This window comes from Bacteroides sp. D2 (assembly GCF_025147085.1).
Taxonomy (GTDB): Bacteria; Bacteroidota; Bacteroidia; order Bacteroidales; family Bacteroidaceae; genus Bacteroides.
Map to the genome: position 1 here is coordinate 4,935,133 of NZ_CP102261.1, position 20,926 is coordinate 4,956,058.

Sequence of the window (20,926 nt, forward strand, 5' to 3'; positions counted from 1 at the left end):
CAAAAAACAAGAGTGGCACTTGTTTTTCCTAATATCCCAATAGTTTTTTCATATTTGATACATTGTCATTTTTATGCCATTTACTTTACTATGCCATTATTAATTTGTACCTAATTTATCCTCTGTCTGTTTTTGTCTATCTCTTCACTTTTATTATTATTGATTATCAACATATTATCATTGACGACCGTCCGTATCCGTCCGGTAAAAAATGCCTATTTTAGCAGTATGTCCTGTAACTTTGCAAATAAAAAAGTACAGAACAATGAGCAACTTATTATTTAAAAGATGGAATGATTTCGGTGGGTGGCTGGTCTTTCTGATAGCAGCATTTGTGTATGGGATGACCATCGAACCAACCGCAAGTTTCTGGGATTGTCCCGAATTTATTTCTTGTGCTGAAAAATTACAGGTAGGGCATCCGCCGGGAGCACCTTTCTATATGCTTGTCGGCAACCTGTTTACCCAGTTTGCTTCCGATGCTTCGCAAGTGTCGGGAATGGTCAACTTTTTAAATGCACTATTGAGTGCCGGTTGTATCTTGTTTCTTTTCTGGAGTATTACCCGATTAGTGAGAGCCTTGCTTGTGGGCGATGAACGGAAATTATCTGTTATGGATGTTATTATCATTCTGGGAGCAGGTTTTGTGGGAGCTTTAGCTTATACTTTCAGTGATACATTCTGGTTTAGTGCGGTAGAGGGGGAGGTATATGCCTTCTCTTCTTTCCTCACAGCCTTGGTATTTTGGATGATTCTTCGCTGGCAGGATGAAGCAGATTCTGTGTCCGGTGACCGCTGGATTATCCTGATAGCCTATATTATAGGGCTTTCAATCGGAGTGCATTTGCTTAATCTGCTTTGTATTCCTGCCATTGTATTAGTGTTCTATTACCAAAAATATCAGACTCTATCACTCAAGGGAGTTATCGGGGCCATTGCATTATCCGGTATTCTTATTGTATTGATTCTTTTTGTTTATATACCCGGAATGGCTGATGTAGGAGGATGGTTCGAATTATTCTTTGTCAATGTGATGGGATTACCCTTCCAGTCAGGATTGATCGTCTTTCTGGGTTTGGTCCTGTTTTTACTGATAGGAGCCATTTATCGGTTCAGAAAACGCATCGTGAATACCGGTTTGTGGTGTTTACTCATGCTCACCATAGGATATACCACCTATGCGGTCATACTCATTCGTGCCAATGCTAATACGCCGCTCAATGAGAATGCACCGGATACTATTTTCACACTCAAAAGCTACCTGAATCGCGAACAGTATGAAAGTGCTCCTTTACTTTATGGGAGAACCTATGCGTCCGAACCGGAGTATGTGCCCGAAGGAGACTATTACAAGGTAAAGACAGAAAAAGGTAGTGCCATCTATCGGCCGGATAAGAAAGAAGGCAAGTATAAAATTATTCGCTATAAGGAAGACGTGTGCTACACTCAAAATATGTTGTTTCCGCGAATGTGGAATGATCGTTCGGCCGCTTCTTACAAAGGATGGTCCGGTGGAGGTGCGAATGAGGCTCCTACACAAAAAGAGAACCTGACTTATTTTATCACATACCAACTCAATTACATGTACTGGCGCTATTTCCTATGGAATTTTGTCGGACGACAGAATGATATTCAAGGAAGCGGTGAACCGGAACATGGTAACTGGATTACAGGAATTTCCTGGCTTGATAATCTGCGACTGGGGGATCAAAAACTTTTGCCGGAATCTTTGCGTGAGAACAAAGGTCACAATGTATTCTATGGCTTACCATTATTATTAGGATTACTCGGTATCTATTGGCAATGGACACGTGGAAAAAAAGGCAAGCAGCAATTCAGTGTCTTATTTTTCCTTTTCTTTATGACGGGATTGGCTATTGTGCTCTATCTGAATCAGACTCCCGGACAACCCCGTGAACGGGATTATGCGTATGCAGGTTCGTTTTATGCGTTCGCTATCTGGATTGGAATGGGAGCCGCCGGATGCTGTGACATGCTTCGCAGGAAACAGGCAAAAATCCTCCCAGTCGGCTTACTTATGCTGCTTTGCCTGTTTGTCCCCATACAAATGGCAAGCCAGACTTGGGATGACCACGATCGAAGCAACCGGTATACCTGTCGTGACTTTGGTGCTAATTATCTGATGACACTTCCCGACAAAGGAAATCCGATCATATTCTGTGACGGGGATAATGATACGTTCCCCTTGTGGTATAATCAGGATACGGAAGAAGTACGCAGAGATGTACGTATCTGCAATTTAAGTTATGCGCAGACCGACTGGTACATTTATCAGCAACAATGTCCTCTGTACGATGCTCCCGGACTGCCGATCAGTTGGGATCAAAATCAATACCAGGAAGGGAAAAACGAATATGTGGCTGTTCGTCCGGAATTGAAGAAACAGATAGAAGCATTGTATCAGAAACATCCCGAAGAAGCCCGTGACAGTTTTGGAGACGATCCGTATGAAATAAAAAATATCCTGAAATATTGGGTGTTCGCGGAGAAACAGGAATTTCATGTGATACCTACCGATACAATAAATATCCATATTGATAAGAATGCAGTACTCCGTTCGGGAATGATGTTGCCTGAAGCCATTCATCATTTAAGAGGGGAAGAACTAAAAGATGCAATACCGGATAAACTGTCTATTTCTCTAAAAGATATACGTCTATTGACTAAAGTGGACTTGCTCATACTCGAGATATTGGCTAACTGTAACTGGGAACGTCCCTTGTACATGGCTATCTCGGTAGGCAACTCCAGTAAACTGAAGTTTGATGACTACTTTGTTCAGGAAGGGTTAGCATTCCGGTTTACTCCTTTCAACTATAAAGAATGGGGAGACGTAAAAGAAGGCAACGGATATGCCATAGATACGGAGAAACTCTACGAGAATGTGATGAACAGATATAAATACGGAGGATTGGATACTCCCGGACTTTATCTGGACGAAACAACCCTGCGCATCTGTTATTCTCATCGAAGGCTTTTTGCGCAACTGGCTAAAGAATTGGTGAAACAAGGAGACGACATCCGTGCCAGAAAAGTATTGGAATATGCTGGGCAAGCTATTCCGGCATATAATGTTCCTGAAGTATACGAGAGCGGTTCGTATGATATAGCCACCGCTTATGCTTCCATAGGAGAAACGCAGAAAGCGACCGATCTATTGAATCATTTGATAGCAGAATCGGAAAATTATATCGACTGGGCTTTCTCATTGGGAGATAACCGGATAGGGATGGTTCAACAGGATTGTTTGTATAGGTTCTGGCAATGGAATCAGTGTAATGAATTACTGAAGAATATGGATAAAGAGAGATATGAACAGAGTAATCAGCAATTTGAAAAGAAATATATGCGACTCACTCAACTAATGAATTATCACAACTAAATTCAAAGAATATGAAATCGAAAAGAATAAGAGAAGAAGAAATAAAAACAGTATTGGGCAAAAGAAATTACGTCATCTTAATTATCGGCTTTATATTGATTATCATAGGATATATATTAATGAGCGGCGAGGGGAGTACCCTTGCCGCCTATAATCCCGATATATTTAGTGGAACACGCATACGTATTGCCCCATTATTGTGTTTATTGGGGTATCTACTGAATGTATTCGGTATTCTTTACCGCCCTCGTCAAAGAGGGATTTAATCTTTCAATAGAGGTAACTGATTGAGCATATTTCTAAGTTTGATTGCCACTCGTGGCATAGGTTCGGCAACTGTAAGTCCTACCAGATCATATTCGGAGGATATATCATTAATGATACGAACTACTTCTTCAATCTTCATGCCGTTAGGCTCAACGCCTACGGCAGCGATTATCTCTGCCGGGTCCAATACATCCATATCGAAATGTATAACCACCTTCGAAACCCCGGTACTTTTCAGCCATTCCATAATCTTTGTACGATCATTGGCAACTTCCTGTGGAGATAATCCTTTAATTCCCAGCTTTCTTTGTCGTTCCTGCATACCCTCATCCCATGAGCGGAGTCCGACAATCAGGGCTTTGGAAGCATCTGTTTTTCCCGGAAGTAATTCCATTATTTCTTCATCTCCCATTCCCAAACAAGCTGTTAGTGCCATTGCATGATAACCCTTATATTCATCATAAGGCAGATTGATGTCGGGATGTGCGTCTATCCAGACGATAGCTACATCATCCGGGTATCTATTGATTAAATAAGTAAACGGAACAACACTAACGGAACATTCTCCTCCTAAAGTGACAATCCGATCCGGATGATTCTCTTTAAGCAGATCAAGCGCAGCTTTAGTTTGTTTCAGTATGACACTGCGTGCACTAATACCTTTTTCCGTCGCTCTGTCATTGATATCCAGTGAAACCGGAACTTCGACGGTCTTCTGACCGGTCTGTGGGGCTAAATAGTTCAATAACTGTGCTCCCAGATAGTAGCCTCTGGATGAATCTTCCGCCGGAATATCAGGCATCCAATGATCTACAATTCCTCCTTGCCATTGAGGATAGATAAAACGAAGAGTTGATTTTTTATTTTCCATATTTACATTGTTAGTTACTTTTTCTTGTGCATTCATTGAAACGATTCCAACGACTAATGCAAGTGATAATAAATACTTTCTCATCTTTTTGAAGCAAAAGTAGGGAATACCTGACACATCGGCAAGTAGGGACGAATTATTCATATACTGATAAATTTAGCCCTATACTACATTTTTGGGTTATTATTTTTGTTTTTATAGTGATATCCTTATTTTTGCAGAAAAGCAGAAAACTATGTATAAGAAGAAAATTCCTTTTGATATTGATTGTGGGATAAAGATTACGATGGAAGTGATCGGGGGAAAATGGAAAAGTTGCATCATTCAGGAATTATGCACCGGTCCGAAACGTCCCAGCGAGCTGCATCGTTTATTTACTGAGGCAAGTCCCCGGGTCATCAATCAACAACTGAAAGAATTGGAGATGCACGGTATTATCAGTAAAAAGATATTCATGGAGCTTCCTCCTCATTCGGAATATGCTATCACCGAATTGGGAAAGACGCTGATTCCCTTGATTGAGCAACTGGAAATCTGGGGTGATAGCTTTCGTCCGGAGATGAAGAGAATCTTGAAAATAGAATAAATCTTTCTAATATCATTAATATTTCAAAAAAGACCATCTATCTAAAATAAATTATTGCTTCTTTTGTCCCAATGAAATGAAAGTTGGGAAATAGTATGAATAACAACATTGATATAAAAACGTTGGAGGCCTTTCAGGATGGGAATCACAAGGCCTTTGAGACTATTTTTATTACATACTACAACAAAACCAAAGCATTTATTGACGGATATATAAAATCGGAACCTGATGCAGAAGAGCTGACAGAGGATTTATTTGTCAATCTTTGGATCAACCGTCATTCGATTGATACGTCCAAATCATTCAATTCTTATTTGCACACCATTGCAAGAAATGCAGCAATCAACTTTCTGAAACATAAATATGTGTGTGATGCCTACCTGAACCATAATCAAGAAACAGGATATAGCTCTACTTCCGAAGAAGACCTTATTGCCAAGGAATTGGAAATGCTGATTGACGAACTTGTCGGAGGAATGCCCGAACAACGGAGAATGATTTATACATTAAGTCGTAATGAAGGATTATCCAATGCCGAGATTGCCGAACGACTGAACACTACCAAAAGAAATGTTGAAAGCCAGCTAAGCCTCGCTTTAAAAGAGATACGGAAGGTTATTTCATGTTTTCTGTTATCATTATTGTAACTTTATTTTCTTCTTTACTTATTTTTTCTCCAAAAATATTCATTTTCTTATTGAGCTTTTTGCCACCTAACTGTATATATAGTAAAGTGCAGTAAAAATGGAGAAAAGTAATATCACCAAAATCATCAGAATGTTCCTTTCCGCCCGCTTTCCATCCGAAACGGAAGAGAAAGTGCAAAAGTGGATCATTAAAGATAAAGACCAGCAGGCGAAAGCAAAAGCTTCATTAGATTATTGGAATGAATTGGACGTAGAAGCCGATTCGAGCACTTATGCCTCACTGGAACGGGTGAATTTAAGAACCGGATACAATAAAGAACATCTGACGGGCATCGCTTCTTATCAGAGGTTTGCCCGTGTTGCCGCAGTTGTTGTTCCATTGCTTTTATTAGCAGGAGGAATGTTCTGCTATCTTTCTCCACAAAACGAGATGATAGAGGTATCCGTTGCTTATGGAGAACAGAAACGTCTAATCTTGCCGGACAGTTCGGAAGTTTGGTTGAATGCGGGAAGCACCATTTTATATCCGGAAACTTTTGCTAAAGATAAACGTTTGGTCATTCTTAACGGTGAAGCTTATTTCTCTGTCCAAAAAGATACTGCAAGCCCCTTCATCGTGGAAGTTCCCCAGCTTTCCGTAAAGGTTCTCGGAACCAAATTCAACGTGAAAGCCTATCCTGGTGATGAAAAAATAACAACTACACTGACGAGCGGCAAGGTAGAAGTGAGCGTCCAGTCCCAACCTCCCCGGATACTTAAACCCAATGAACAGCTTACATACGATAAGAAGTCGTCAGACATCCATATATCAGTGATAGATACTCATGACACCAACAGTTGGGTAGTGGGAAAACTGATCTTTACCAATGCTACTGCCGGAGAAATATTCCGAACCCTCGAAAGACACTATAACACCACGATTGATAATGAGGCAAATATCCCTGCGTCCAAACGATATACTGTCAAATTTCTGAAAGATGAAGATCTGGATGAAATACTGAATATCTTGAAAGATATCATCGGCTTTGATTATCAACAACATGAAAATAAAATAGTATTAACCCAACCATAAAAGAAACAGCCTATGAACAAAAAGAACCGGGAAGCAGCTTGAGACCCTCTTCCCAGTTCTGAAATGCCTATCCTCATTCAACAAGTGACGTAAAATGAAGTATCAACATACAAATATAGAATAATGAATCGAATTAATACGAATAAACGGGCAGCTAAGCTCGCCATTTTTTTATTTTTTACTTTTCTCTCTCTTACAACTGTCGCACAGAACAAAGAAAAAAAGATTACCATACAAAATAAAAGGATATCATATTATTATTTCTTTGCAAGATAACCGGCAAAAGCCTGCCAATGATGATATACAAAAACTGACTCAAACCATAAGAGGAATCGTTGTTGATTCCAAAACCAATACGCCAATAGAATATGCCTCCGTCTGTATAGCAGAGAAACCTTCACTGGGAGGCTCAACTGACAACCGGGGAAATTTCCGGATTAATAACGTCCCGATAGGACGTTATAATATTCAGGCATCTTTTATGGGGTATCGCCCAAGTATCATTAGCGAAGTGTCTGTCACATCATCCAAAGAAGTATTTGTAGAAATCCCTATGGATGAAAATGTGCAGGATTTGGCTGAAGTGCTTGTCAAACCGGAAATAAAAAAAGACCGGACAGTCAACCCGATGGCTATTACGGGAGGGCGTATGATTAGTATTGAAGAAGCGTCCCGATTTGCCAATGGGTTTGATGATCCGGCACGGTTAAGTTCTGCATTTGCTGGAGTGGCAGGAGATGTCGGTACCAATGCGGTCGCCATCCGGGGAAACGCTCCGCAATTTACCCAATGGAGACTGGAGGGAATTGAAATACCTAATCCGACTCATTTTGCCGATTTAGCAGGGCTGGGAGGGGGATTTCTGTCTGCTTTAAGCACGCAAGTTATCGGAAACTCCGATTTCTATAATGGAGCTTTCCCAGCGGAATACAGTAATGCCTTATCCGGTGTTTTCGATATGCATTTGCGCAATGGTAATAATCAGAAGTACGAACACGCCTTTCAGGTCGGACTCATGGGCATAGATTTAGCTTCGGAAGGTCCTATCAGTAAAAAACGGGGAAGTTCCTATCTGGTGAATTATCGTTTTTCTACTACTTCACTGGCATCGGGTAATGACATCAACCTGAAATATCAGGATTTAGCCTTCAAACTAAATTTTCCCACACGTAAAGCCGGAACCTTTTCGATCTGGGGATTAGGATTGATAGACAGGAATAAAGCAGATGTTTTGGAACGTTCCGAATGGGAAACGATGGGAGACCGGTCGTCAGGATATAATAAACTGGATAAGCTGGCAGGTGGCTTAGCGCACAAATATGTACTGGATGAAAATACTTATATCCGTTCTTCTCTATCCGCTACCTATTCCAAAGACCGTTCATTGGCAGACTTACATACCGACGACGCTATTATTAATGTAGCAGATATTCAGAATAGTAGATGGAATTTAGTATTCAATTCATATCTGAATAAGAAATTCAGTCCGAGGCATACCAACAGAACAGGGATTACCATTACGGAACTTAAATATGATCTTGATTACAAAGTCAGCCCTTATTTGGGATTAAACAAACCTATGGAGCAAATATCGAAAGGCAGTGGAGAAAGCACAGTCCTCTCGGCATATAGTAGTTCCGTAATAAACTTGAGCAACAATCTGACAACCAGTTTAGGGGTTACCGGACAATATTTTACTTTAAACAAGAACTGGTCGATAGAACCGAGAGTTGCCCTTAAATGGAAAATAAATCCTGCACATTCTTTAGCAGCTGCTTACGGCTTGCATAGCCGTCGGGAAAGGCTCGACTATTACTTTGTTGAACAGATAATCAATGGTAAAAAGGAATCAAACCGGTACCTGGACTTCTCAAAGGCACATCATTTCGGATTCACTTATGACTGGAATATCAATCAGACCCTACATCTGAAAATAGAACCCTATTATCAATACTTGTTCCACATACCAGTTGAGGAAAACTCCTCCTTTTCGATTATCAATTATGAAGAATTCTATTTAGACCGCATATTGACAAACACCGGAATAGCCAAAAACTATGGAATAGATATAACACTGGAACAATACATGAAAAACGGCTTCTACTATATGATTACAGCTTCATTATTCAAATCGAAATATAGGGGAGGAGACCGTATCTGGCGAAATACGAGACTGGATAAAAGTTTTTTAGTGAACCTGCTCGCCGGAAAAGAATGGATGGTTGGCAGACTCAAACAGAATGTATTAAGTGTAAACGGCCGTCTGTTCTTTCAGGGAGGAGGACGCTATACACCTGTGGATGAAGAAAAAAGTCAGGAAGAAAAAGACATCGTCTTTGACGAGAGCAAAGCCTATACTAAACGATTCAATCCATCTATAAACGGTGATGTTTCCATCAGCTTTCGGATCAATAAGAAAAGAGTATCCCACGAGTTTTCTCTGAAAATACTGAATGTGGGTATGCGCACCGGAATGCATTTCTATCAATACAATGAAAGAACGAGTGTAGTAGAAGAAAAAGACGGAGCGGGTCTGATTCCGAACATCAGCTACAAAATTTATTTCTAAATAACTGAACAAGAAAAGGGTTTGTTCACACAATAGACTGACACCCAACAGGCAACTGCTTTCAGTAATTATGGTATAACAATCTGTAATATATATACTAACAAGCTCTCTGAATACCTGTATATTTGCTGCGTGAAATAATTTAGTTATGAATTATATGCGTATCATATTCAAGAAATTCAAAGCACGTATGATTGTAGGATGTATATTAGCTGTAATAGCATTGCTGGCGGTGTCAGTCATTGTTTTTATCAATCAAGCCAGTTTCGGCAGAACTCCCCATGGGGAACGGCTGGAAAGAGTCATGAAATCTCCTAATTACAGAAACGGAGAATTTAAAAATCAGCATGAAACCCTATTGATGACTTCCGACAGGGGACGTTTTAGCGGAATCTGGGAGTTCATTTTCAGAAAGATAGACGGTTTGCGCCCCGAACAGGCTGTCAAAGCAATAAAAACGGATTTACGCAAGATTGACCCTAATGAAGAAATATTGGTATGGTTCGGACATTCATCTTACCTGATTCAAACGGGAGGAAAGCGAATATTGGTTGACCCGGTATTTTGTATGGCTTCTCCCGTATCTTTTGTCAACAAGCCATTCAAAGGTACGGAACTTTATACACCCGATGATATGCCGGACATTGATTATCTCGTGATTAGTCACGATCATTGGGATCATTTGGATTACAACACGGTCAAAAAATTAAAAGACCGGATTGGAGCAGTGATTTGTCCGTTGGGTGTTGGCGAACATTTCGAATATTGGGGATTTGATAAAGAGCGTCTGATAGAACTTGACTGGAATGAAGACGCAAACCTCGCTCCGGGCTTTATGATACATTGTTTGCCTGCCCGCCATTTCTCCGGTCGCGGACTTACTGCCAACCAGTCACTTTGGGCTTCCTTCCTGTTAGAAACTCCTTCACAAAAGATATACATCGGCGGAGACGGAGGATATGATACGCATTACGCAGAAATAGGTAACCGATTTCCGGACATCGACCTTGCAATCCTCGAAAACGGACAATACAACGAAGAATGGAGCTTGATCCATTTGATGCCCCAGTATATGGCACAGACGGCCAGAGATTTAAAAGCGAAAAGAGTTCTGACCGTACATCATTCTAAATATGCGTTGGCCAAACATCGTTGGGATGAACCTCTCAAAAATGCAGAAGAGATGAAGAATAAAGATTCTCTGAATGTATTGATTCCGGAGATTGGAGAGGTCGTGGCATTAGAAAAATAGTGCTTTACCCAATCGGCTAAAGGTTTTCCCGTCTGTTATCAGTAAAATTGGTAAAACATTCTGTAATTTGTATAGTTGAAAAACAAATTTCCCTGATTAACTTTGCAAAGTTGAAATATAGATGGTTCAATCCTGACAGTTTTAGACATTTAGATATAACTACTATAAATTGAAAATTAATTAGTTTATGCTACGTACTATCAGACTTACAACCGCCATTGTGTGCTTTACACTTATTACCCTGCTCTTTCTCGACTTCACGGGTACATTGCACACATGGTTCGGATGGTTGGCGAAAATTCAATTTCTGCCGGCTTTATTAGCCTTGAACATAGGTGTCGTATTGTTTTTAGTTGTACTTACATTCCTGTTCGGACGTATCTACTGCTCTGTTATTTGTCCGTTGGGAGTGTTTCAGGACATTGTTTCGTGGGTATCCGGCAAACAAAAGAAAAACCGGTTCCGTTATTCACCAGCAATGAAATGGTTGCGGCATGGCGTTTTAGGAGTATTCATTATCATGATGGTTGCAGGATTGAACTCTTTGGCTATTTTGCTGGCACCGTATAGTGCTTATGGCCGGATAGCTTCCAGTCTTTTTGCACCGGTCTGGCAATGGGGAAACAACCTGTTGGCGTACTTCGCCGAACGAATGGATAGTTATGCTTTTTATGAGGTAGATGTATGGATAAAGAGTCTTTCGACGATGCTGCTTGCCATTGTTACCCTTGTTGTTCTTTTCATTCTGGCGTGGCGCAACGGACGAACCTATTGTAATACGATCTGCCCCGTAGGTACTGTATTAGGGTTTATATCCAAATATGCAATATTCAAACCGGTAATTGATACTTCCAAATGCAATAGTTGCGGTTTGTGTGCCCGCAATTGCAAAGCATCGTGTATTAATCCGAAAGCTCATGAAATAGATTATAGCCGTTGTGTGACTTGCATGGATTGCATCGGAAAGTGTAAGCATGGAGCCATTACATACACAAGACGGAAACCTAAGAACGAAACAGCTACGAGCGAAGATACGAAAGCAAAGTCTGTCACTACTGAACAGGTAGACAATGCCCGTCGTAGCTTCCTTTCAGCATCGGCCATTTTTGCAACAACTTCTGTACTGAAAGCACAAGAGAAAAAAGTAGACGGAGGATTGGCTACTATCGAAGATAAAAAGATTCCCCAAAGAGAAAATCCGATCTATCCTCCCGGTGCATTAAGCGCACGCAATTTCACTCAACATTGCACAGCCTGCCAATTATGTGTCTCTGTTTGTCCCAACCAGGTATTGCGCCCATCGGACAACCTATTGACATTGATGCAACCGGAAATGTCATACGAACGTGGATATTGCCGTCCCGAATGTACTAAATGTTCGGAAGTTTGTCCCGCCGGCGCTATTCATCTCACCAGTCTTGCCGAGAAATCAGCTATTCAGATCGGACATGCCGTATGGATTAAAGAGAACTGTGTACCTTTGACAGATGGAATGGAATGTGGCAACTGTGCCCGCCATTGTCCGACAGGTGCCATACAGATGGTAACTTCCGATCCTGAAAAAACAGATTCTCCAAAGATTCCGGTAGTAAATGTAGAAAAATGTATCGGTTGTGGGGCGTGTGAGAACCTTTGTCCGTCCCGTCCTTTCAGCGCTATTTATGTGACAGGACATCAGATGCATAGAATTATTTGATCTAAATCAGTATAAGATTATGGAAGATAAAAATAAGAAAGATATAAATAGAAGAGATTTCATTAAGATTGTAGGTATTAGTGCAGCCACATCGACAGGGCTATTATACGGATGCTCTTCAAAAGGTACTTCCTCTTCAAGCAGCGCAACAGGAGAAGGAGAGGTGCCTACCGATAAAATGACTTACCGCACGTCTCCGACTACCGGTGACCGTGTTTCACTCTTGGGATATGGTTGTATGCGTTGGCCTCTCAAACCTGCTCCCAACGGTAATGGTGAAGTAATCGACCAGGATGCCGTGAATGGACTGATTGATTATGCAATCGCTCACGGAGTAAACTATTTCGATACATCTCCGGCATACGTACAGGGCTTTTCCGAAAAGGCAACGGGTATTGCATTGAGCCGTCATCCCCGTGACAAATATTATATCGCCACCAAGTTATCCAATTTCTCTCCCGATACATGGTCTCGTGAAGCATCGCTCAAGATGTACCACAAATCGTTTGCAGACCTGCAGGTAGATTACATTGATTATATGCTGCTTCACGGCATCGGCATGGGAGGAATGGAAGCCCTTAAAGGACGCTACCTGGATAACGGAATGCTTGACTTTCTGGTGAAAGAACGGGAGGCAGGACGTATCCGCAATTTGGGATTCTCCTATCATGGGGATATCGAAGTGTATGACTATCTGCTTTCACGGCACGATGAATTCAAGTGGGATTTCGTACAGATACAATTGAACTATGTAGACTGGAAACATGCCAAAGAAACCAATACCCGGAATACGGATGCTGAATATCTGTATGGAGAACTGCATAAACGAGGAATTCCATCTATCATCATGGAACCGCTTTTAGGAGGTCGTTTGTCTAAATTGAATGACAACCTGGTGGCACGGCTCAAACAACGCCGTCCGGAAAGCAGTGTCGCTTCCTGGGCTTTCCGTTTTGCCGGTTCATTTCCGGACATTCTGACTGTATTAAGTGGTATGACTTATATGGAGCATCTGCAAGATAATCTCCGCACTTATTCTCCTTTGGAACCGTTGACAGATGAAGAAAAAGAGTTTCTCGAAGAAACGGCACAATTAATGTTGAAATATCCAACGATCCCTTGCAACGACTGCAAATATTGTATGCCATGTCCGTATGGGTTGGATATACCTGCTGTGTTGTTACATTACAACCGTTGCGTCAATGAAGGGAATGTCCCCAGGAACGGGCAGGATGAGAATTATGCGAAAGCCCGGCGTGCTTTCCTAGTCGGATATGACCGTAGCGTGCCCAAACTTCGTCAGGCAAGCCATTGCATCGGTTGTAACCAGTGTGTGGCACACTGTCCGCAGAACATTGATATTCCGAAAGAGCTGCATCGGATAGATCAGTTCGTAGAACAATTGAAACAAGGTACTTTATAAAAGAAAAGATGGAAGAATTAATCAATTTACTACATACAGGAGGATATTCCTGTACTATTGCCAACAAAGGAGAAATCCGTACTTTCACTCAACGCGGTGTGGCTGATATCTATGATTTACTGACCCAGGAACCGGAGTTTCTTAAAGGAGCCTCGATTGCTGATAAGGTGGTTGGAAAGGGAGCTGCCGCCCTGATGATTCTGGGAGGTATCAAAGAGTTATATACCGATATTATCAGTACCAAAGCTCTGGAGTTGCTTCAGAAATCAGATATAAAAGTTGGTTTTACAGAGGAAGTACCTTTTATCTGGAACCGTAACCATACAGGAGGATGTCCTGTAGAGACAATGTGCAGCGAAGTGGAATCAGCAGAAGAAATATTACCACTGATCCGCGATTTTCTGGAAAAGATCAGAAATAAGAAGTAAAAAGAAGAAACTTGAAACACGAAATAAAGTATGAGAAGAAATACAGCTTGTTTATTCCTGTTCGGTAGCTTGCTTTCCCTCTCGGGAATGGCACATACTAAAAAGGATAGCATACAGGCCGGAAGAAATTATATGATTGATGAAGTCGTAGTCACCGGAACACGTAATGAAACCGATGTGCGTCATCTTCCGATGACCATTTCCGTAGTCGGCAGGCAACAAATTGAGAAAAGATATGAGCCTTCTCTTTTGCCGTTGTTAACGGAGCAGGTACCGGGATTATTCACTACCAGTCGTGGCATCATGGGATATGGCGTATCTACCGGAGCTGCAGGTGGCATGAGCTTGCGTGGTATCGGTGGTAGTCCGACAGCGGGATTATTGGTACTGATTGACGGTCATCCCCAGTACATGGGGTTGATGGGACATCCGATAGCGGATGCTTATCAATCTATGATGGCAGAGAAAGTGGAAGTTTTACGTGGTCCTGCATCTGTACTTTATGGTTCGAATGCCATGGGTGGTGTGATTAATATTGTTACCCGTCGGCAACAGGAAGAAGGTGTGAAGACGAATATGCAAGTTGGGTACGGTTCATATAACACGTTGCAGACTGAATTTTCCAACCGTGTCAAGAAGGGACGTTTCAGTAGCGTCGTAACCGGATCATATAATCGTACAGATGGACATCGTCCCGATATGGGATTCGAGCAATATGGTGGATACGCAAAGTTAGGTTATGATATCAGTTCTTTCTGGAAAGTATGGGGAGATGTGAATGTAACCCATTTTAATGCTTCCAATCCGGGGACTATCCAAGTACCACTGATTGACAACGATTCTCGTATCACTCGTGGAATGACATCGTTCGCTTTGGAAAATCATTATGAAAAGACTTCAGGAGGTTTGAGCTTTTTCTATAACTGGGGACGGCATAAAATCAATGATGGCTATCAGATAGGAAAAGAACCGCAAAAATCACATTTCAACTCTAAAGACAAAATGCTGGGTGTATCATGGTATCAGAGTGCCACTTTCTTTACCGGTAATCGTTTGACCGTAGGATTTGATTATCAACACTTCGGAGGTGAATCATGGAACAAAGTACTGGCTACGGGTGAACATACTCCGGGAGTAGACAAGCAAATGGATGAGTTTGCCGGATACGTTGATTTCCGTCAGGATATCAGCAGTTGGTTCTCACTGGACGCAGGTATTCGTGTAGACCACCATTCACACGTAGGTACAGAATGGATTCCACAAGGCGGACTGGCTTTTCATTTACCCAAGAATGCAGAACTTAAAGCAATGGTCAGCAAAGGATACCGTAATCCAACCATTCGTGAGATGTATATGTTTCCTCCTGCCAACCCGGAATTGAAACCGGAAAAACTAATCAACTATGAACTTTCCTATTCACAACGTCTGCTGGAAGGGGCATTGTCCTATGGAATCAGCCTTTACTATATCAATGGCGACAATCTGATTATGTCAAACGGACTCTTTCCTCCATTGAATATCAATTCCGGAGAGATAGAGAATTGGGGAGTTGAAACGAATATAGGCTACCACATCAATTCACACTGGAATGTGAACGCCAATTATAGCTGGTTGCACATGGAGAATCCCGTTCTTGCTGCCCCCGAACATAAATTGTATGCAGGGGCGGACTATACTTCCGGACGTTGGAGTATATCGACTGGAGTACAATATGTGAAAGGACTTTATACTTCTGTTGTAAAGGGTAGCGAGCAACAGGATCATTTTGTTTTATGGAATCTTCGTGGGAATTATCGTGTCTGCCGTTTCGCTAACCTCTTCATAAAAGGAGAGAACCTGCTGGCACAGCGTTATGAAATAAATGCAGGTTATCCCATGCCCAAAGCTACGTTTATGGGTGGTATTAATTTGAACTTTTAAATAATAAAATGATATGGAATCAACTACTGTAAAACTCTATTCGCTGAATTACGGCAATGTGAGAACTTATCTGGCAGCCTCGTTATTCATCGTTGGCAACATCCTTTTTCCCCAATTTTTTCATCTCATACCGCAAGGAGGAATAACCTGGCTGCCTATCTATTTCTTCACACTGATCGGAGCTTATAAGTACGGGTGGAAAGTCGGTCTGCTGACTGCTGTTCTTTCCCCTATTATCAACTCCTCACTTTTTGGTATGCCGATGCCGGTGGTGCTGCCTGCTATTTTATTAAAGTCCGTATTGCTCGCCATTGCTGCCGGTTGGGCCGCACAACGTTTCGGACGTATCTCCATCCCGGTATTGGTTGGCGTAGTACTTACCTATCAAGTTGTAGGGACATTGGGAGAGTGGATGTATATAGGAAATTTCTACAATGCCATTCAGGATTTCCGCATTGGAATTCCCGGAATGTGCCTGCAAGTATTCGGAGGTTATTTATTCATTAGATATTTGATTCGCAAATAACTTCCTTATCAATAACCGCTTTTCCCTGAAAAGAGTTATAAGCCTTGAAAAAGAAAGTTCTCCTCTGTTATAGATACCCATAACAGAGGAGAACTTTTTTAAATACAACGTATCTATTCGCTTTTTATTTATCAATCTTCTTCGTCATCATCTTCCAGCTCAGTAGCAGCGGGATTACCTCCTTCTTTAGCATACCTGCTCGGACTCATCTTATAGTATTTTTTGAATACTTCCCGGAAATATTTAGTTTCAGAAAATCCAACCATGTCTGAAATCTCATTAATAGCATATCCACCCTCTTTCAGTAACTCGGTAGCACGTTTCAAACGCATCACCCGAATAAACTCTGTCGGAGACTGTCCCGTCAATGCTTTCAATTTACAATAGAAACTGGTACGGCTCATACCACTTGATTCACAGAGCACATCAACGGAAAATTCAGGGTTGTTTATATTCTCATCCACGATTTTCTTAGCATTTGATATAAACTTCCAATCAAGGCTGTTAGTGCCGTTTGCAGACGGAACCATCGTTTTTTCTATATCCAGATTGGCATATCTCATGCGCAACAGTTCCCGGTTTGCCAGTAAGTTAGCAATATTTGCCCGCAGAATTTTCACGCTGAAAGGTTTGATGAGGTATTCGTCCGCACCAATGGACAAACCGTCAAGAATATTATTTTCATCTCCTAAAGCTGTGAGCAACAATACAGGAATATGTGAAGTCTCAATATCACTTTTGATAGCGACACACAATTCGTCTCCTCCCATCTCCGGCATCATAATATCAGAAAGTACCAGTTCCGGCCAAAACTCTTTTATAATAATCAATGCTTCCTTTCCATTGGCACAAGCTTGTACATTATATATAGAAGATAATGAACTGACCAGATAAGAACGTAATTCATCATTGTCTTCTACAACAAGAATCCGTTGCAAATTTGGATTATCTATGGTAGCAGTTGCTTTTGCAGGTACATTGGGGGTAGGTAGGACAGGAGCCAACGCTTCAAATTTAGAGGGTGCTTCCTCACCGGTATTTTGAAAGTTCTTATTGCTTTTCGGAAAGACTATTTTGATTGTCGTGCCTTGATGTTCAACACTCTCTACACTAATCTTACCACCATGAAGGCTGACCAGTTTTCCCACCAGCATTAATCCTATACCACTACCTGTCACTTTGGAGTTAATGGCATTGCTCGCACGAAAATGTAGCTTGAACAACTTACTTTGTTCACTGGCAGGAATACCGATACCTGTATCCTTGATAATCACTTTCCATGAATCGTTCGTATCAGATACGGAAATATTGACCTTTCCACTTTCCGGAGTATATTTTAGCGAGTTCGATATTATATTCTTCAAAATAGAATCCATCTTCTCCTTATCAAACAATACATTCAGATAGCTGAAAGTACTCTCGTATGTATACTCAATACGCTTAATAGCTGCATAAGAAGAGAATGTATCATATATTTCATTCATATAGCTATTCAGTTCATACTCAGAAACACTCATTTTAGAGGAATATATATCCGTTCGTTCAAAATTAATCAGATTGCTGACCAATCGCAAAAGAGATTCCACATTCCTCAATGCAATATTCGTACGGGTTATTCCATTGTCGGTTAGAGTCTCTTCTTCCAGTAATTCCTCCAAGGGTGCTTTTATCAAAGTTAATGGGGTACGTATATCATGAGCTGTATTGATAAAGAACTGCGTTTTTTCATCAGATATATTCTTTTGTTTTCTTAGATTTATCACACGTAGAACGAAATAAAATCCCCCTATTACCAACAGAATATAACACAAGATAGCCCACCAACTCGACCAAAAAGGTTGCGTGATGATAATTTTCATAGCATGTTCCTGAAAAACAATGTCATGTTCTTCTCTGGATATAGCACGTACATGAAGAATATATCTACCTGGAGGCAAATTGGTAAAACGAATCAAATTATTTGCTCCCGGTTGAGTCCATTTCTCATAAAAGCCTTCTAATTTCCACGAATATAGTGCATTTCCGGGAGAATCATAATTGATTGTAGAAACTTCAAATGAAAACGTATTCTCATCATATTCCAGTTCTAACACATCTGTCTCATCAATACTCTTCTGTAAAGGGGAATCCTTGACACCCGGATAAACAGGTTGATAAGACAGATGGAAGTCACTGAATATTAACCTAGAGAACTTATAATCCGGGAATTTTACATTTACCGGGAATTCAATTGCTCCGTCTGTGCTTCCAAATACAAAACCTTTATTCTTACGCACTGTTCCTGCGGATGCATTAAAGTAAGCAGGTAACAATCCTTCTCCTCTGGTCCAGTTATTGAATATCTTTTCTTTCGTATGAAAACAAGTTATTCCGTTCTCCGTACTCATCATTATACGCCCGTTTACTTCCGGAAGTATGGTAAATATTCTATTTGAAACCAATGCGGAATTATCAGAAAAATAGTGCTCAAATGTTTTATCTTGATGATTGTACACAAATACTCCCACACCATTTGTTCCGATATATAGCAACCCATTATCTGCCTGGTATAGCGCATTGATATAAACAGCTCCTATCTCCATCTTAATATACTGATACTCACCAGAATTTCGATTTAATAGATACAATCCGTTAACAGTTCCAATCCACATAGTGTCTTTGTCTTTTTCAACAATCGATGTGATGGAATTCAAACCAGGATATAGACGGACACTGTTAGTTGCCAAATTAAAACATTTTAGATTGTAATATCCACCCGACCAGATATATCCTCTTGAATCCTTAATTATATCACGAATATACTTATCCGGGCGCATATTGACGTGAGAAAGCAGGTAAGGAGAGAAGTATTCAACTGACAACGTATTCTTGTTTATCTTATAAATGCCGGAAGTATATCCTCCTGCCCATATAACTCCGGGAGATACTTCACATAAAGTAATAAAGATATGGTTTTTATCTTTTATCTGTTGGTCAAAAGAACTTAGGAACGAATGCCATTTACCAGTTTTTGACTGATAAAGACTAATACCATTACTGGTTCCAAACCATAAATCGCCATCCTCGTCTTCAATAACCGCATGTACCTGATCGTTGATTAGCGATTGGTGATTACCCATGGAATGTTTCATCCAATGATAATTTTCATAGCGGTTATCCATTATTGTGATCCCGGTAGGATAATTGGCGAGCCATATTCGTTTTTCTTCATCTACAAAGACATCATTGATGTTATTTCCGTTCATTTCATTATAACTCTGATAGTTGGCTACAATGTAATGTTCCAGTTTACACGTGTTTACATCAACTTTATATACTCCCATCCCTTCGGTTGCAATCAACAGTTCCGTTTCATTCAAAGGGCTGATACGAGCTATGTTTACGTCACTAAGGTCAGCGTCCGGCCGTATAATTTCCTGCGTATTCGTATCATACACAAAAACTCCTCTTTCAAATGAACCGATAAACAGTCTTTTTAATTGCTGATGAAAATACAGTTCACTCACCTGAGCATGGAAATAGTCTAATGTTTCAACAGGTATAATCTCTAAAACATTATTTTCCTGTTTGACATATCGTACGCCTGTCTCCGTTGCTATAAAGAAATGGTGCTCATCTACTTGCTCTATTGCCGTGATACTACTGTGAAGCACATTAGGGAATTGGAAGATACGAGCATCTTTAATATTATAAAGCAATACAGTATCCTTGCGACATAACCAAATATTATTATTCCGGTCCAAATAACCACAGCTAATTGTTTCAGAAGTATCCGGTAATCTATATACCATTCTGAAATCATCTTTATTAGCGTCATATTGAAAGATTCTCCCTTGCTTGCCAATCACCCAGATGCCTATATGCGGTTCTGTATACAGCCATCCCAGACGTATGGGAGCGTCTAAAGTATTACCTTCTTTATTTAATTTATAGTGTTTTATATCTTTACCGTTGTATCGGTCCATCCCTTCATTTGTAAGGAACCACATATAGCCCTGGGCATCTTTCTGAATATTGAATATCCGGCGATTGCTCAAGCCATCTTCTATTCCTATATATTTGTATGTTTGTGCTGTAACCCAAACAGGAAAAAAGAGAAGAATATATACAATGTATTTCATATAAACAGTTGTTTTTTAAACTACTTCTAACGATCATATAAATATAACAGTTAACGAAACTAGACAAAAGCAATGACAAATGCAAAGAAATAGGAGAGATTCTACAAGAAAACATCTATTTAGAAACATTTTTATTTCCAAAGTT

13 protein-coding genes and 1 pseudogene are annotated in these 20,926 nt (G+C 40.6%); 12 read left to right on the top strand and 2 right to left on the bottom strand.

The genetic code is table 11. The features are described from left to right. Nucleotides 1-265: 265 nt before the first annotated feature. Entirely contained in the window at nt 266-3,403 is a 3,138-nt protein-coding gene (locus tag NQ505_RS17965; RefSeq protein WP_008999613.1) for a DUF2723 domain-containing protein, read from the top strand. 11 nt (nt 3,404-3,414) lie between these two features. Further along, a complete protein-coding gene (locus tag NQ505_RS17970) occupies nt 3,415-3,669 on the top strand; it encodes a DUF3098 domain-containing protein (RefSeq protein WP_008999614.1) in 255 nt (84 codons plus the stop codon). Here NQ505_RS17970 and NQ505_RS17975 read toward each other — a convergent pair. Further along, on the bottom strand, nt 3,666-4,685 hold the full coding sequence (locus NQ505_RS17975; protein WP_008999615.1) for an arginase family protein: 1,020 nt from the start codon (nt 4,683-4,685) through the stop codon (nt 3,666-3,668). The genes NQ505_RS17970 and NQ505_RS17975 overlap by 4 nt on opposite strands. A gap of 91 nt (nt 4,686-4,776) precedes the next feature. Here NQ505_RS17975 and NQ505_RS17980 point away from each other — a divergent pair, with 91 nt between their 5' ends. The 10 genes and pseudogenes from NQ505_RS17980 (at nt 4,777) to NQ505_RS18025 (ending at nt 16,660) form a co-directional block, all read left to right on the top strand. After that, nucleotides 4,777-5,127: a winged helix-turn-helix transcriptional regulator gene (locus tag NQ505_RS17980; protein ID WP_004296014.1), complete on the top strand. Its 351-nt coding sequence runs from the start codon at nt 4,777-4,779 to the stop codon at nt 5,125-5,127. Nucleotides 5,128-5,222: 95 nt separating this feature from the next. Beyond that, nucleotides 5,223-5,774: an RNA polymerase sigma-70 factor gene (locus tag NQ505_RS17985; protein WP_008999616.1), complete on the top strand. Its 552-nt coding sequence runs from the start codon at nt 5,223-5,225 to the stop codon at nt 5,772-5,774. Nucleotides 5,775-5,871: 97 nt separating this feature from the next. Beyond that, nucleotides 5,872-6,846 carry a FecR family protein gene (locus NQ505_RS17990; RefSeq protein WP_008999617.1) on the top strand — a complete coding sequence of 325 codons (975 nt, stop codon included), beginning with the start codon at nt 5,872-5,874 and terminating at the stop codon, nt 6,844-6,846. A gap of 123 nt (nt 6,847-6,969) precedes the next feature. Continuing rightward, nucleotides 6,970-9,415 (top strand): annotated as a pseudogene (locus tag NQ505_RS17995) (TonB-dependent receptor). A 148-nt stretch (nt 9,416-9,563) separates the two neighbouring features. Then, nucleotides 9,564-10,667, top strand: coding sequence for an MBL fold metallo-hydrolase (locus NQ505_RS18000; RefSeq protein ID WP_008999619.1), 1,104 nt, complete (start codon nt 9,564-9,566; stop codon nt 10,665-10,667). A gap of 187 nt (nt 10,668-10,854) precedes the next feature. Continuing rightward, nucleotides 10,855-12,363 (top strand): 4Fe-4S binding protein, encoded by a 1,509-nt coding sequence (locus tag NQ505_RS18005; RefSeq protein ID WP_008999620.1) that lies wholly within the window; start codon nt 10,855-10,857, stop codon nt 12,361-12,363. Nucleotides 12,364-12,382: 19 nt separating this feature from the next. Next, nucleotides 12,383-13,786 (top strand): aldo/keto reductase, encoded by a 1,404-nt coding sequence (locus tag NQ505_RS18010; RefSeq protein WP_007760340.1) that lies wholly within the window; start codon nt 12,383-12,385, stop codon nt 13,784-13,786. An 8-nt stretch (nt 13,787-13,794) separates the two neighbouring features. After that, nucleotides 13,795-14,214 (top strand): DUF1893 domain-containing protein, encoded by a 420-nt coding sequence (locus NQ505_RS18015; protein WP_008999621.1) that lies wholly within the window; start codon nt 13,795-13,797, stop codon nt 14,212-14,214. A 30-nt stretch (nt 14,215-14,244) separates the two neighbouring features. After that, the gene (locus NQ505_RS18020) at nt 14,245-16,134 is read left to right on the top strand and encodes a TonB-dependent receptor (RefSeq protein ID WP_008999622.1); all 1,890 of its coding nucleotides are present in this window, start codon (nt 14,245-14,247) and stop codon (nt 16,132-16,134) included. A 13-nt stretch (nt 16,135-16,147) separates the two neighbouring features. Beyond that, a complete protein-coding gene (locus tag NQ505_RS18025; protein WP_004296005.1) occupies nt 16,148-16,660 on the top strand; it encodes a hypothetical protein in 513 nt (170 codons plus the stop codon). 131 nt (nt 16,661-16,791) lie between these two features. Here NQ505_RS18025 and NQ505_RS18030 read toward each other — a convergent pair whose 3' ends face one another. Next, entirely contained in the window at nt 16,792-20,781 is a 3,990-nt protein-coding gene (locus tag NQ505_RS18030; RefSeq protein WP_008999623.1) for a hybrid sensor histidine kinase/response regulator transcription factor, read from the bottom strand. Nucleotides 20,782-20,926 lie beyond the last annotated feature (145 nt).